The sequence below is a fragment of the Micromonospora sp. USAFONa4 genome, from assembly GCF_057197825.1.
Map to the genome: position 1 here is coordinate 262663 of NZ_CM170072.1, position 14888 is coordinate 277550.

At 74.6% G+C, this 14888-nt stretch carries 12 protein-coding genes, 1 pseudogene and 1 riboswitch; of the genes and pseudogenes, 5 read left to right on the forward strand and 8 right to left on the reverse strand.

Going from position 1 to position 14888, the window contains the following annotated elements; genetic code table 11:
- The first annotated feature begins 7 nt into the window (after window positions 1-7).
- From AC0OO9_RS01075 to AC0OO9_RS01090, 4 genes are all read left to right on the forward strand, one after another.
- Window positions 8-739: a histidine phosphatase family protein gene (locus tag AC0OO9_RS01075; RefSeq protein ID WP_484514831.1), complete on the forward strand. Its 732-nt coding sequence runs from the start codon at window positions 8-10 to the stop codon at window positions 737-739.
- A complete protein-coding gene (locus AC0OO9_RS01080; protein WP_484514833.1) occupies window positions 723-1592 on the forward strand; it encodes an NAD(P)H-hydrate dehydratase in 870 nt (289 codons plus the stop codon). Before AC0OO9_RS01075 ends, AC0OO9_RS01080 begins: the two co-directional genes overlap by 17 nt.
- A gap of 145 nt (window positions 1593-1737) precedes the next feature.
- Window positions 1738-3225, forward strand: a complete 1488-nt coding sequence (locus AC0OO9_RS01085; protein WP_484514835.1) for a S8 family peptidase — start codon at window positions 1738-1740, stop codon at window positions 3223-3225.
- Between the two features lie 112 nt (window positions 3226-3337).
- On the forward strand, window positions 3338-3838 hold the full coding sequence (locus AC0OO9_RS01090; RefSeq protein WP_132234652.1) for a hemerythrin domain-containing protein: 501 nt from the start codon (window positions 3338-3340) through the stop codon (window positions 3836-3838).
- A gap of 43 nt (window positions 3839-3881) precedes the next feature.
- Here AC0OO9_RS01090 and AC0OO9_RS01095 read toward each other — a convergent pair whose 3' ends face one another.
- Entirely contained in the window at window positions 3882-4733 is an 852-nt protein-coding gene (locus tag AC0OO9_RS01095) for a metallophosphoesterase family protein (RefSeq protein ID WP_484514836.1), read from the reverse strand.
- 90 nt (window positions 4734-4823) lie between these two features.
- Window positions 4824-5630: an SDR family NAD(P)-dependent oxidoreductase gene (locus AC0OO9_RS01100; protein ID WP_484514838.1), complete on the reverse strand. Its 807-nt coding sequence runs from the start codon at window positions 5628-5630 to the stop codon at window positions 4824-4826.
- 168 nt (window positions 5631-5798) lie between these two features.
- Window positions 5799-5888: riboswitch (ZMP/ZTP riboswitch) on the forward strand.
- A 17-nt stretch (window positions 5889-5905) separates the two neighbouring features.
- On the opposite strand from AC0OO9_RS01100, the gene AC0OO9_RS01105 reads away from it, so the two are divergent.
- On the forward strand, window positions 5906-7345 hold the full coding sequence (locus AC0OO9_RS01105; protein ID WP_484514840.1) for a glycine hydroxymethyltransferase: 1440 nt from the start codon (window positions 5906-5908) through the stop codon (window positions 7343-7345).
- Window positions 7346-7585: 240 nt separating this feature from the next.
- Here AC0OO9_RS01105 and AC0OO9_RS01110 read toward each other — a convergent pair whose 3' ends face one another.
- The 6 genes and pseudogenes from AC0OO9_RS01110 to AC0OO9_RS01135 form a co-directional block, all read right to left on the reverse strand.
- Window positions 7586-9274, reverse strand: a complete 1689-nt coding sequence (locus tag AC0OO9_RS01110; RefSeq protein ID WP_484514842.1) for a ribulokinase — start codon at window positions 9272-9274, stop codon at window positions 7586-7588.
- A gap of 205 nt (window positions 9275-9479) precedes the next feature.
- Window positions 9480-9740, reverse strand: coding sequence for a hypothetical protein (locus AC0OO9_RS01115; RefSeq protein WP_132234668.1), 261 nt, complete (start codon window positions 9738-9740; stop codon window positions 9480-9482).
- 67 nt (window positions 9741-9807) lie between these two features.
- Window positions 9808-11211, reverse strand: coding sequence for an aminotransferase-like domain-containing protein (locus AC0OO9_RS01120; protein WP_484518110.1), 1404 nt, complete (start codon window positions 11209-11211; stop codon window positions 9808-9810).
- Window positions 11160-12284, reverse strand: a complete 1125-nt coding sequence (locus tag AC0OO9_RS01125) for an alpha-hydroxy acid oxidase (protein WP_484514844.1) — start codon at window positions 12282-12284, stop codon at window positions 11160-11162. The genes AC0OO9_RS01120 and AC0OO9_RS01125 overlap by 52 nt, the downstream gene beginning before the upstream one ends.
- 110 nt (window positions 12285-12394) lie before the next feature.
- Window positions 12395-13312 (reverse strand): annotated as a pseudogene (locus tag AC0OO9_RS01130) (alpha/beta hydrolase); the annotation flags it as partial.
- Window positions 13313-13374: 62 nt separating this feature from the next.
- Window positions 13375-14676, reverse strand: coding sequence for an SGNH/GDSL hydrolase family protein (locus AC0OO9_RS01135; RefSeq protein ID WP_484514845.1), 1302 nt, complete (start codon window positions 14674-14676; stop codon window positions 13375-13377).
- Window positions 14677-14888: the final 212 nt, after the last annotated feature.

Below are 14888 nucleotides of genomic sequence, written 5' to 3' on the forward strand. Positions count from 1 at the left end.
TTGCCGCATGGCGGAACTGGCGACGCTCTGGATCGTCCGGCACGGCGAGAGCACGGCGAACGTGGCGGCCACGGCGGCCGAGGCGTCCGGCGCCGAGCTGATCGACCTGACCCACCGGGACGCGGACGTGCCGCTGAGCCCCACCGGGGAGGAGCAGGCGCGGGCCACCGCGCGGTGGCTGGCCGGGCTGCCCGAGTCCCGCCGGCCCGACGTGGCGGTGGTGTCGCCGTACCTGCGGGCGGTGCGGACCGCCGAGCTGGCCCTGGCCGGCACCGGGATCCCGCTCACCCGCGACGAACGGCTGCGCGACCGGGAGCTGGGCATCCTGGACGGCCTGACCGGGCAGGGGGTGCGCCGGCGGCACCCGGAGGAGGCCGCGCGCCGCGACCGGCTCGGCAAGTTCTACTACCGGCCGCCGGGCGGGGAGTCCTGGACCGACGTGGCGCTGCGCCTGCGTGCCCTCCTCGGCGACCTGCGCCGCGACCACGAGGGCCGGCGCGTGCTGCTGTTCGGCCACGACGCACTGGTCTTCCTGACCCGTTACCTGGTGGAGGGGCTCACCGAGACGGAGCTGATGGCGCTGACCCGCGAGCACGTCATCGCCAACTGCTCGATCACCGCGTGGTCCGCCGGCGCCGACGGCCGGCTGACCCCGGACGTGTTCAACGACGTCGGCCACCTGCACGAGCAGGGTGCCCGGCCGACCAGGGAGGACGAGGTCCATGCCGAACCGGTCTGACACCCGGGTGATCACCCCCGGCCTGCTGCGGGACTGGGCGCTACCCGTGCCGACCGGCGGCAAGGAGGCCCGGGGCACAGTACTGGTGGTCGGCGGCTCGCGCTTCACCCCCGGCGCGGTGCTGCTAGCCGGGGTGGCCGCGCTGCGGGCCGGGGCCGGGGTGCTCCAGCTCGCCGCCGCCGAGTCCACCGCCGCCGCGCTGAGCATCCAGGTGCCCGAGGCGCTGGTGGTGGGGCTGCCGGAGACCACCGACGGGGCGGTCGCGGGGCAGCCCGGCGAGCTGCTGGGCGACCTGGTGGCGGAGGCGGACGTGGTGGCCGTCGGCCCCGGCCTCAAGGACATCGACGAGACCGGCCGCCTGCTGCGCCTGGTGCTCGACGCGGCCGGTCCGCAGACCTCGCTGGTGCTCGACGCGTACGCCCTGGGGGCCCTCAGCCACGCCCCGGACCTGCTGGTCGGGTCCGGGCGGCCGGCGGTGCTCACCCCCAACCTCACCGAGGCCCGGCACCTGCTCGACCGGGAGCCCGGCGACGACCTCGACGCCGAGGCGACGGAGCTGGCCCGCCGGTACGACGCGGTGGTGTCGCTCTACGGCCACATCGCCACCCCCGACGGCCGGAGCTGGCGGGAGGAGAGCGGCGACGCCGGCCTGGGCACCTCCGGCAGCGGGGACGTCCGCGCCGGGCTGCTGGCCGGGCTGTTGTCGCGGGGCGCGGAGCCGGCGCAGGCCGCGTGCTGGGCGGCGTTCGCGCACGCGGTGAGCGGTCAGCGGCTGGTTCCCCGGTACGGCCGGATCGGGTTCCTCGCCCGCGAGCTGCTCGACGAGATCCCGCACACCCTCGCCACCGTCTGACACCTTCTGTCTGCCCGAACGGCTGTGTGTAACGCCACAACAGGCTCCTACGCTGGTCCATCGGAGGCGGGCGTCCCGCCCTCCTCCCGCCGGCCGCTCCCCGCCAGGGGGCGTACCCGGCTGGAAACAGCCCCTGGGAGTCTGTGTGAAGAACCTCCGTCGCAAGACACTGGCTGCCGCGTCCGCCGTGACGCTCGGCGTCGGCCTCGCCGTCGCCGGCGGGGTGGCCCCGGCGGCGTCGGCCGCCGGTCCGGACACCACGTTCCTGGTCCTCGCCCCGCAGGGCGCCAAGACCGACAAGGCGGCCGCTCGCGTGGCTGCCGCCAACGGCACCGTGGTGGCCAGCTACGACCAGATCGGTGTGCTCGTCGTCCGGTCGACCAACCCCGACTTCGTCACGGACGTGGCGGGCGCGGGCGTCGACTCGGTGGCGTCCACGGCCGGCCTGGGCACCGCCCTCGACGAGGGCGAGACCCTGGAGGTCTCCGCGGCCGAGGCGGCCAACACGACCGCCGACCCGACCAAGGAACCCCTCTTCGGTCAGCAGTGGGACATGCCGATGATCGACGTCCCGCAGGCCCACGCCGTCAACGCCGGCCGCGCCGACGTGGTGGTGGGCGTACTGGACAGCGGCATCTCGTCCAGCCACCCCGATCTGGCCACCCAGATCGCGAAGAACAAGAGCACGTCCTGCATCGGTGGCGTCACCGACACCACCGAGGCCGCCTGGAACCCGACCACCTCCGACCACGGCACCCACGTGGCCGGCACCATCGCCGCCGCCGTCAACGGCGTCGGCGTGACCGGGGTCGCCCCGGGCGTCAGGGTGGCCGCCGTCAAGGTGGTCAACGACGACGGCTACATCTACCCGGAGGCCGCGGTCTGCGGGTTCATGTGGGCCGCCGAGCAGGGCATGCAGGTGACCAACAACAGCTACTACATCGACCCGTGGCAGCTCAACTGCCGCAACGACGCGCGCCAGCGTCCGGTGTGGAAGGCCGTCCAGCGGGCCCTGCGTTACTCGCAGGGCAAGGGCGTGCTGCACGTGGCGTCGGCGGGCAACAGCAACTGGGACCTCGCCCACAAGATCACCGACACGGGCAGCCCGAACAACGGAACGCCCGAGGAGCGCGAGAACCTCACCAACTCCTGCCTCATCCTGCCGGGTGAGGCGCCGGGCGTGGTGACCGTGTCGGCGGTCGGCCCGACCGGGCAGAAGAGCTACTACTCCTCCTACGGCCAGGGCGTGGTCGAGGTGACGGCGCCGGGTGGCGACACCCGCTTCCGTACCCGGGGGGTCAGCTCGACCTCCTCCGACGGCATCCTGTCCACCACCTACAACACCACCACGAAGACCAACGGCTGGGGTTACAAGCAGGGCACCTCGATGTCCTCGCCGCACGCCGCCGGCGTGGCCGCCCTGGCCGTCTCGGCGCACCCGGGCATGGCGCCCGGTCAGCTGTCGGCCTTCCTGGGCAACACCGCCGAGGCGATCGCCTGCCCCGGTGGCGTCTACAACCCGGTGCCGCTGATCGCGGCCGGCCCGAACGCCTACGACGCGACCTGCTCCGGCGGCAAGCGCAACGGCTTCTACGGCTCCGGCATGGTCAACGCGTACAACGTGGTGCGCTGACACCACGGCACGACAGTGGCAGGGCCCGGCGGTTCACCGCCGGGCCCTGCCCGTTTTGGCTGCTCACCCCGGGGGTACGGGAGAAGTCGTCAGCCGAGCGAGGAGGTCAACGGTGTCCACCGATGCCATCGTCCTGTTGAAAGAGGACCACAAGGAGATGCGCCGCCTGTTCAAGGCGTTCCAGGATGCCGAGGAGGGTCCGGCGGCGCGGCGGCAGAAGCTGGTGAACGAGATCCTGGAAGCCCTCACGGTCCACACCTACCTCGAGAACGAGGTGATGTACCCCGAGGTCCGCAAGCTCCTGCCCGACCTGGAGGACGACATCCTCGAGTCGTACGAGGAGCACCACGTCGCCGACGTGCTCTGCGCCGAGCTGTTCACCATGGACGCCGGCGACGAGCGCTTCAACGCCAAGACCACGGTGCTGATCGAGAACGTCCTGCACCACGTCGAGGAGGAGGAGCAGGAGTGGTTCCCGAAGGTGCGCGAGGCCCTCGGCCGTAAGCAGCTCCAGGAGATCGGCGAGCGGATGATCGCGCTGCGCGCGGACGCGCCGCGCAAGCCGACCGACCCGAAGGCGATCAAGAAGTCGCTGGACGCCGTGACGGCCTGAGCGGACGGAACCTCCACGGGCCCCGGTGCGCCGGGGCCCGTCGTCACGCCGGGGGCGCGGGCAGGATCCGCCGCAGTGCCGGGGGCGCGGCCCGGGGCCGCCACTCCCGCGGGTAGCCCACCGAGACCTCCTCGAAGCGCACCCCGTCGTGCCAGGTGGTACGGGGGATGTGCAGGTGGCCGTAGACCACCGCGGCGGCGTCGAATCGCAGGTGCCAGTCGGCGGTGGACTCGGTGCCGCACCACTGGGCGAAGATCGGGTAGCGCAGCACCCGGGTCGGCTCGCGCAGCAGCGGCCAGTGGTTGACCAGCACCGTCGGCAGCCCCGGCTCCCGTTCGGCGAGCCGGCGCGCGGCCTCGGCGACGCGGGCCGCGCACCACGCCGACCGGCTCGGGTACGGGTCGGGGTGCAGCAGGAACTCGTCCGTGCACACGATCCCCGTCCGGTACGCCTCCTCCAGCGCCGCCTCGGGGGTGTCGAACCCGTCCGGGCGCCAGCTGTGGTCGTAGAGCAGGAACAGCGGCGCCACCAGCACCGGGCCGCCCTCCCCCCGCCACACCGGGTACGGGTCCTCCGGGGTCAGCACGCCCAGCCGCCGGCAGGCGTCCACCAGGTACGCGTAGCGCGCGGCCCCGCGCAGCGCCACCGGGTCGGCGGGCGGCGTCCACAGCTCGTGGTTGCCCGGCGCCCAGACGACCTTCGCAAAGCGGCGGCTGAGCAGGCCGAGGGCCCACTCCACGTCGGCCACGGTGTCACCCACGTCCCCGGCGACCAGCAGCCAGTCCTGCGGCGCCCCGGGGCGCAGCCCCTCGACCACCTCCCGGTTGCCCCGGTGACCGACGTGCAGGTCGCTGATGGCGAGCAGGCTGCCGCCCTCGCCGTCCTCCCCCGCCATGCCGCTGATCCTAGGCAGCGGCGCGCCCGGCCGCGAGTTTCCCCGCACCGACGGCGGGCCCCCGCGACCAGCCGCCGGGCCCCGGAAGGGTCAGCTGCCGGAGCCCGGCTCGGCCATCTTGCGGTGCTGCGCCGCATTGAGCTTGTCCGGGACGATCTTGCTGACGGCGGTCTGCACCTTGGTGAGCAGCGAACCCGCGGTCACCGTCTGGTCGCCGCGCAGCATCGCCGCGAAGCCCTGCTCGGCCACGGTCCGCGGGTCGTCCTTGCGCCCGGAGCCGACCCGGGTGTCCGCCATCTCGGCACGGTCGAAGAACTCCGTGTCGGTCGGCCCCGGCATCAGCGAGGTCACCGTCACCCCGGTGTCCTTCAGCTCGTCGCGCAGCGCCTCCGCGAAGGACTGCACGAACGACTTCGAGGCGTCGTAGACGGCCTGGAAGGGTCCCGGCAGGGTGGCGGAGATCGACGAGGTGAACAGGACCCGGCCGGCGCCGCGCCGCACCATGCCGGGCAGCAGCAGCTTGGCCAGGTGCACCGTCGAGCGTACGTTCAGGTCGACGACGGCCAGCTCGTCCGCGAGCGTGGTGCCCCCGACGAACTCCCCACCGGCGCCCCGCCCGGCGTTGAGCGCCAGCGCGTCGACCGGGCGGCCGGTCGCGGCCACCGCCGCCGCCAGCTCCTCGACCCCCTCGGCGCGGGTCAGATCGGTTCGGACGGGATCCACCCGGGGTCCACCGTCGCGCCGCAGCCGCTCCGCGGCCGTGCCGATCCCGTCGTCCTCGGCGGCGATCAGCAGGTCGTACCCGTGCTCGACGAACTGGACCGCCAGTTCGTACCCGATGCCGCTGGACGCGCCGGTCACCACGGCGAACGGCCGGTCCGTGCCCGATGTGGTCATCTCCTACTCCCCTCGTCGGCGGGCGGCCCGCGCATCCGAGGCCGTCCCAGGTGTGCTGTGCCCCGGTCCGGACCGGTTAATCCCCACATCGACACCCGCCCACCCCACCGGGCGCCCGTCGCCGGGGCGAGGCGGGCCGGGAACCGCCGGGGTCGACCCGGTAGGATCGGCGCGGGCCGTGACTGGCGCGTAGGGATGGGGCACCATCGGGAAGCGGTCCCGTCATGAGGACGCATGCCGAGCGCCTGGGCCTTCCGCACGTCACTGGAGGTCGCATGTCGTCGCTGAACGCCGAATCCACCGCCTTCCGCAGCGCCCTCGAGGTGATCCGCGCCGTCGAGCCCCGGGTGGCCGACGCCATCGGCGCCGAGCTCGCCGACCAGCGCGAGTCGCTCAAGCTCATCGCCAGCGAGAACTACGCCTCCCCCGCGACCCTGCTGACCATGGGCAACTGGTTCAGCGACAAGTACGCCGAGGGCACCGTCGGCCGCCGCTTCTACGCGGGCTGCCAGAACGTCGACACCGTCGAGGCGCTCGCCGCCGAGCACGCCCGGGAGCTGTTCGGCGCCGCCCACGCGTACGTGCAGCCACACTCCGGCATCGACGCCAACCTCGTCGCCTTCTGGGCGATCCTGGCCGACCGGGTGGAGTCGCCCGCGCTGAAGAAGGCGCAGGTGCGGCAGGTCAACGACCTCACCGAGGCGGACTGGTTCGCATTGCGCCGGGAGCTGGGCAACCAGCGGATGCTCGGCATGTCGCTGGACGCCGGCGGCCACCTCACCCACGGGTTCCGGCCGAACATCTCCGGCAAGATGTTCGACCAGCGCAGCTACGGCACCGACCCGGTCACCGGCCTCGTGGACTACGACAAGGTCGCCGAGGCGGCCCGCGAGTTCAAGCCGCTGATCCTGGTCGCCGGCTACTCGGCGTACCCGCGGAAGGTCAACTTCCGGATCATGCGGGAGATCGCCGACTCCGTCGGCGCCACCTTCATGGTCGACATGGCGCACTTCGCCGGCCTGGTCGCCGGAAAGGTCTTCACCGGCGACTTCGACCCGGTGCCGCACGCGCACATCGTCACCACCACCACCCACAAGTCGCTGCGCGGCCCGCGCGGCGGCATGGTGCTCTGCCAGCCCGAGCTGGCCGACCAGGTCGACCGGGGCTGCCCGATGGTGCTCGGCGGCCCGCTGCCGCACGTGATGGCCGCCAAGGCCGTCGCCCTCGCCGAGGCCCGCCGCCCCGACTTCGCCGACTACGCGCAGCGGATCGTCGACAACGCCCAGGCCCTCGCCGAGGGGCTGCTGCGCCGGGGCGGCAAGCTGGTCACCGGCGGCACCGACAACCACCTGGTGCTGATCGACGTCTCCGGCTACGGGCTGACCGGCCGGCAGGCCGAGCAGGCGCTGCTCGACTCGGGCATCGTCACCAACCGCAACTCCGTCCCGCAGGACCCGAACGGCGCCTGGTACACCTCCGGCATCCGGATCGGCACCCCGGCGCTGACCAGCCGGGGCCTCGGCACCGCACAGATGGACGAGACGGCCGAGCTGATCCACACCGTGCTCAGCCAGACCAAGCCGGGCGCCAACCCGGACGGCACCGGATCCAAGGCCAAGTACGTCCTCGACCCGGCCGTCGCCGACCGGATCAGCAAGCAGGCCAGCGACCTGCTGACCGGCTTCCCGCTCTACCCGGCCGTCGACCTCGGCTGACCCGCACCACCCCGACGCCCCCGCCCGGCCCGCCGAGCGGGGGCGTCGTCACCCCACCCGCCCCCGCCCCGCCCCCGTCGCGGCGCTGCCCCGCGCCGCGTCGCCCCCCCTGGGGCGTCGATCATGCAGTTGCGGTGCCCGTTTCATCCGCCTTGATGTCGCCTTGTGACCCGCCACAACTGCATGATCGACGCGCTGGTGGGGTGGGGCGGGGGCGGGGTGGGGCAGGGCCGGGGGGGGTTAGTGGGGGTGGGAGCGGTGGCGGAGGGTGCGGAGGCGGTGCAGGACGTCGGTGCCGCCCCGGCCGAAGTGGTCGTGCAGGGCGCGGTAGTCGGCGTACAAGGCGTCGTAGGCCGCCGACCGGGCCGGGTCGGGGTGCCAGGTCTCGCGCCGGCCGGCGCCCATCGCCGCCGAGGCGGCCGGCACGTCCGGGTACGCCCCGGCGGCGACCGCCGCGTGGATGGCCGCGCCCAGCGCCGCCGGGTGGGCGGAGTCGAGCACGTGCAGCGGCCGGTTGAGCACGTCGGCGTAGATCCGCAGCAGCAGCCGGTTGCCGGTCAGCCCGCCGGCCACGGTCAGCTCGTCGACGGCCACCCCGGCGGCGGTGAACGCGTCGATGACGGTCCGGGCGCCGAAGGCCGTGGCCTCCAGCAGCGCCCGCCAGATCTCCTCGGGGCGGGTGGCGAGGGTCAGCCCGACCAGCACGCCGCTCAGCTCGTGGTCCATCAGCACCGAGCGGTTGCCGCTGTGCCAGTCCAGGGCCAGCAGCCCGTGCCCGCCCACCGGCTGGTCGGCGGCCAGGGCGTCCAGCAGCTCGTACGGGCTGAGCCCCCGGCGGCGCGCCTCGTCGGCGTAGCCGGCCGGCAGGGCGGTGCGGGCGTACCAGGCGAAGATGTCGCCGACCCCGCTCTGTCCCGCCTCGTAGCCCCAGGCCCCGGTGGTGACGCCCCCGTCGACCACGCCGCAGACGCCGGGCACCTCGCGGTACGCCGCCGCGTTCATGATCAGGCAGGTGGAGGTGCCGAGCACCGCGAGCATCCGGCCGGGCTCGACGGCGCGGGCCGCCGCGGCGGTGACGTGCGCGTCGATGGCGCCCGCCGCGACGGCGGTCCCGACCGGCAGCCCGGTCCACGCGGCGGCCTCGGCGGTGAGCCCGCCGGCCCGGGCGCCCACGGGCACGAGCGGACCGTCGACGCGCGGCAGCAGGCCGTCGAGGCGGGGGTGCAGGGCGCGCAGGAACTCCGCCGACGGGTACCGCCCGTCCTGCCGCAGCCCCTTGTAGCCGGCGGCGGAGACGTTGCGGGTCTCCTGGCCGCAGAGCTGCCAGACCAGCCAGTCCGCGGTCTCGATGAGGCGCTCCGCCCGGTCGAAGACCGCCGGATCCTCCTCCAGCACCTCCAGCGCCTTGGCGAGCTGCCACTCGGCGGAGACCCGGCCGCCGTAGCGGGGCAGCCAGCGCTCGCCGCGCGCGGCGGCGACGTCGTTGATCCGGGCGGCCTGCCGCTGGGCCGCGTGGTGCTTCCACAGCTTCGGGTACGCGTGCGGCCGGCCGCCCAGGTCGGGCAGCTCGCAGAGCGGGGTGCCGTCGGCGAGGGCCGGCAGCATCGTGCAGGAGGTGGCGTCGACGCCGATGCCGCACACGTCCCCGGGCCGGATCCCGGCGGCGCGCAGCGCGGCGGGCACCGCGACGCGGAGCACCTCGCGGTGGTCGTCGGGGTGCTGCAACGCCCAGTCCGGTGGCAGCGGCGTGCCGTCGGGCAGCCGCTCGCTGATCACCCCGTGCCGGTACGGGTGGACGGCCTCGCCCCGCACGACGCCATCGGCGACGTCGACCACGACCGCCCGACCGGAGAGGGTGCCGAAGTCGACGCCGACGACGAACCGGGCCGGCCCGGCCGCCGGCCGCGCCGCGCCTTCTCCTGCCGCCACGGCTGCTCCCTCCCGCCGCGGCGCGCCGGCACCCGGGCGGGCGACCGGTCGGCGGCGGCGGGAGAAGACGCTAGCAACAACCGCCGCGCGCCCGGCACGCCGCCGACGCACGGCGGTGTGCTCCGCACCGCCGCCGGGGCGGCCGGACCCGAGCCGCACCCGGGCGGCCGGACCCGGGGCGGCGGGGAGGAGGACGGCCGAGGCCTCAGGCGACGGGCCGCTTCAGGTGGTAGCGGTGCACCTCGGTGCTGCCCTGGACGTTGTTCACGTCCTCGGCGGCGGAGACCAGCTCCCAGCCCTCCCGGCCGGCCCGGTTGAGGTGCGCGATCGCCGTGTCGCCGTACGCGGTGATGTCCCGGCGCGACCCGTCCGGGCCGTACCAGGTGAAGCTGACGTGAAAGGCGCGGCCCTGCCCCTGATAACGGCGGACCAGCAACGCGTACTCCCAGGCGACCATGGCGTCCATTATGAGTGTCCACCAAGGACGGCGAAACACGGGCAGTCGCGCTTTGCCATGCGGTGAACGCGTTGTGTCATCCCACCTCGGCGTTCGCCGCCCGGCGGGTCGCCTCGTCGGCGACCAGCGCGGCCAGCCGGTCCAGCCCGAGGTCGATCTGCTCCGGGGTCACGGCGCTGACCGAAAGCCGCAGCGCGTCGACCGGGGCGCCGTCGTCGTAGAAGTGCGCCATCGGCGTCCAGAGCAGGCCGTACCCACGGGCGGAGCGGTGCAGCAGCGCGTCGTCGACCTCGAACGGCACGGTGACCACGACGAAGAACCCGCCGGCCGGGACGTTCCACCGCACCGGCGAGGTGCCCGCCGGGAAGCGCCGGGCCAGGCCGTCGACGAGGTGGCGCAGGTTGCGTCCGTACGCGGCCCGTTCCCGGACGGTGGCCGTCACGAGGCTGCACCCGTGCTCCAGCAGCGCCCCGCCGACGACCGCCTGGGCGATCGGCGAGGTGTTCACCGTGACCATGCTCTTGATCTTGGCGAGCTGGTCGGCAAACAGCCCCACCGTGCCGTCGACGCCGGCGACGCGCTGGTCGGCGACCACGTAGCCCACGCGCGCGCCGGGCAGCACCGTCTTGGCGAACGAGCCCAGGTAGACCACCCGCCGCGCGGTGTCCAGCGCCTTGAGCGTCGGTGGCCGACCGGACCGCGTCGGCGACCGACCCGACTCCGAGGCGGGGAAGAGACCGTACGGGTTGTCCTCCAGCAGCAGCAGGTCCTCCTCGGCGGCCAGGTCGAGCAGCCGCCGCCGGTCGGCCAGGCCGATGCTGGTCCCGGACGGGTTGGCGAAGTCCGGCATCACGTAGCAGGCGCGCGGGCGCAGCCCCGCCGCCCGGGCGAGGCGCACCTGCTCGCGCAGGTCGGCCAGGTCGATCCCGGCAGGGCCGCCCCGCACCGGCCGCACCGGCAGGTCCAGCAACCGGGCGGCGCCGGTCAGCCCCACGTACGTCGGGGCGACGGCGAGCAGCACGTCGCGTGGATCGGCCCGCAGCGCCCGCAGCACCAGGAACATCGCCTCCTGGCAGCCGACGGTCACCACGATTGCCTCCGGGTCGACCGTCAGCTGCTCGTCGACGGCGAGGTTGCGGGCGACGAGGTGGTGCACGATGCCCTTGGTGCGGCCGTACTGCAACAGCGTCCGGTGCACCTGCGCAGGGCTCTGCCCCAGGTCGTCGGCCAGGTGCCGGCGGAACCTCTCCAGGTGCCGGTGCAGCGCCGCGACGTCGAAGAACTCCTCGTACGGCCGGCCGGCCGCGAGCGACACCGCGTCGGGGTAGTGCTGCGCCACCTCGTTGAGGAAGTTCATCGAGTTCAGCGCCGGGTCGTCGACCGCCGGGTGCAGGTCGGCGACGCGCAGGTCCGCCGTCTCCGTCACGGTCAGCCCTCCCTGATCACGCGCAGCTCGCGGGCCGCCGCCGGGTCGGCGCAGCCGGCCAGCGCCAGGGCGTCGCGGAACTCGCCGGCCAGCAGCGCCAGCGCCGTACGCGCCCCGGCCTCGCCGCCGGCGGCGAGCGCCCACAGCATGGGCCTGCCGACCAGCACCCCCCGCGCGCCGAGGGCGAGCGCGCGCAGCACGTCGACGCCGTCGCGCACGCCGCTGTCCAGCAGCACCTCGCACCGGTCCGCCACCGCCGCCACCACCTCCGGCAGCACGGTGGCGGTGGCCGGGGCCCCGTCGAGCTGCCGACCGCCGTGGTTGGAGACCACCACGGCGTCCGCGCCGGCGGCCACCGCCAGCTCCGCGTCGCGCGGGTCCAGCACGCCCTTCACCACCAGCGGCAGGGCCGTACGGCCGCGCAGCCACTCCAGGTCGGCCCAGGTCAGCGCGGGCGCGAAGACCTCGCCGGTGTGCGCGGCGATGGCGGAGACCCCCGGGGTGGCGGTGTGCGCGAGGTCGTCGCGGCCGGCCGGCAGGTTGGCCGCCACGACGTGCGGCGGGATGGCGAACGCGTTGCGCACGTCGCGCCGGCGCGGGCCGAGGATCGGCACGTCCACGGTGACCGTCAGCGCCGTGCAGCCCGCCGCGTGCGCCCGCTCCAGCAGGTCGGCGACCAGGCCCCGGTCGCGCAGCCAGTAGAGCTGGAACCAGACCCTCGCGCCGGTCTCCGCGATCTGCTCGATCGACACGCTGCTCAGGGTGCTGGCCACGTACGGCACGTCGGCCGCGCGGGCGGCGGTGGCCAGCGCCAGCTCCCCCTCGGGGTGCACGAGCCGCTGGTACGCCATGGGCGCCACGGCCACCGGCATGGCGTACGACGCGCCGAGCAGCCGCGCCCCGGTGCGGGGGGTGTGCACGCCGCGCAGCACCCGGGGCAGCACGGCCACCCGGTCCAGCGCGCGGCGGTTCGCGGCGAGCGTCGTCTCGGCGCCGCTGCCACCGTCGACGTAGTCCCACACGTCGGGCGGCAGCACCGCCCGGGCCATCCCCGCGAAGTCGGCCAGGCTGGCCGGCGACGGCTGCGCCACCGGCAGGTCCGACTTCGGCAGTACGCCCTCCACCATCACCGGTCTCCCTTCACCCCGGCGCCGCCCCCACTGACGGTCGCCGCACTACCGGCCGATGCACCGCCCGGCGTGCCGACGCCCGGCGTGCCGACGCCCGGCGTGCCGAGCCGGCCGCGCAGGAACGCGGCGGCCTGGTCCTGGGCGCGGCGGCCGTCGTCGAACGCTGCGGGCATGGCGAAGAAGCCGTGGATCATGCCGGCGTACCGGGTGAGGGTGGTGGGCACCCCGGCGTCGCGCAGCCGGTGCGCGTACCGCTCCCCCTCGGCGCGCAGCGGGTCGTGCTCGGCGGTGATCACCAGCGCCGGCGGCAGACCGGTCAGGTCCGCGGCGAGCAGCGGCGACGCCAGCGGGTGCCGCGCGTCGGCCGGGTCGGTGAGGTAGTGGCCCCGGTACCAGGCGACCGAGCGGCGGTTGAACAGCAGCGGGTCCTCGCCGTCGCCGTCGGGTACGGCGCTCTGGTCGGTGTTCGGGTACACCAGCAGTTGCGCGGCGAGGCGGGGCCCGCCGCGCTCCCGGGCCAGCAGGGTGACGGCGGCGGCGAGGTTGCCACCGGCGCTGTCCCCGCCGACCGCCACGCGCTCCGGGTCGACGCCGAACTCCTCCGGGTGCGTGGCGAGCCACGCGGCGGCCGCGTGACAGTCGTGCACGGCGGCGGGGAAGGGATGCTCCGGGGCCAGCCGGTAGCCGACGGTGACCACCTGGCAGGGCACCGCGTTGGCGAGGCGCCGGCAGATGCCGTCGGCGGTGTCGACGCTGCCCAGCGTCCAGCCGCCGCCGAAGAAGTAGACCAGGGTGGGCAGCGGCCCCTCCCCCGCCGGCCGGTGGATGCGCACCGGCAGGTCGCCGGCCGGGCCGGGCACGCGCGTGTCGCGTACCTCGTGCACCGGCTCGACCGCGCCGCCGCCGGCGCGGATCGCGGCGAGGTCGGCGGCGCGGGCCTCGGCCAGGGTCTGGGTGTACAGCGGCGGGGTGCCGGCCGCCGCGCGGGCGGCCCGGTACGCCGCCACCTGCGGATGGACGCTCACGCGGGCCCTCCTCGGGTACGGCGGCGCGGGCGGCGGGGGGTCGCCCGCCGCCCGCACCGGTGTCACAGGCCGAGCAGTCGCAGCGGTACGGCGTCCGCCAGCGCCTGGTTGCCGGCGTCGTTCGGGTGGATGTGGTCGCCCGAGTCGTACGCGGGCAGCAGCCGGCTCGGCTGCGCCGGATCGCGCAGCACCCGGTCGAAGTCGAGCAGCCCGTCGAACTCGTCGCTGCCGCGCAGCCACGCGTTCACCGCCTGCCGGGTGGCCTCCTTCTCCGGCGTCCACACCCCCGGGTTGCCGTGCCCCTCGTACGGGCTGAGCGTGGTCACGAGGCTGCGCAGCCCGCGCGCCTTCACCTGCTGGTTGATCTGCCGCAGCGAGGCGATGACCTGCTCGGCGGAGTCGCCCGACATCCAGATGTCGTTGATGCCGAGTCCGGTGATCACGGTCCGGGCGTCGGTCTGCGCGAAGACGTCCTCGTCGAGCCGGGCCAGGGCGTTGGGGCCGAGTTCGTGGTAGCCGGGAAAGCCGCCCGCCCCGGGCTCGGGGCCCTCGTGGTTGAGCCGGTTGCCGGCGAGGCTGAGGTTGAGCACGCCCGGGGTGCGTACGTCCGGGCGGGCGTCGATGAGCCGGTCGGCGAGCAGGTCGGGCCAGCGCTTGTTGGCGTTGACGGTGCTGCCGTTGCCGTCGGCGATGGAGTCGCCGAGCACCACCACCGAGCCGGGGCTGTGCCGACGCTGCACGTCGATGCCCGACAGGAAGAACCAGCAGCAGTTCGGTCGGATCGTGAACCCGGCCCCGCCGGCGGCGGAGGTCAGGTCGCTGGCGCCGATGAAGTTGGTCTGCCGGGACTGGCCGTGGAAGGTCACCGGCCCGGTGGGGGTCGGGAAGTGCACGGTCAGCACGAGGTCCTGCTGGTCGCCGACGGGCAGCGCGACGGGGTCGCTGACCAGCTCGGCGCCCCGGTTCATGGTGGCCGAGGTGGCGCCGCCGAAGGTCAGCGTCCGCAGCGTCGAGGGGTCGATGTCGGACAGGTCGTCGGGGGTCGCGGTGTTCGGCTTCGCGACGGTGGCGCGGCCGACCCGGACGGCCTGCTCGCCGTAGGAGTTGCTGAGCCGGACCCGGAAGCGCTCTCCGCCGACGGTGGTGTGCACGACCATCCGTACGCTCTGGTCGTTGAGGCCGTTGTTGGTCAGGCCGGTCGCGTTTCCCCTGGTGACCGCGGCGGCCCAGCTGCCCGCCCAGACCGTGCGCTGGCGGGACGCCCCGGTGTCCGCCGGACCGGCGCTGGCCACCATCGCCGGGGCGCCGGCGACGAGCAGGGTGGCCGCGGCCGTGACGACATGCCATCTCTTCGGAGTCGACATTGAACCTCCATCGTTGGCAGCCCAGGGCCGTCCGCTGACGGCACCGCCTGGACGATGGTCCAGAAACCTAGCCGTCCCGTTTCACGACCGTCAATCAACCTGATCGACGCGATCAAATGTCCTCCGGTCCGTCCGGAGCGCCGTTCAGGCTCTGTCCGGTGACAGTCGGTGGTCCCTACGCTCACGGACGGCGGCGGTGCGCCCGCCCGGCC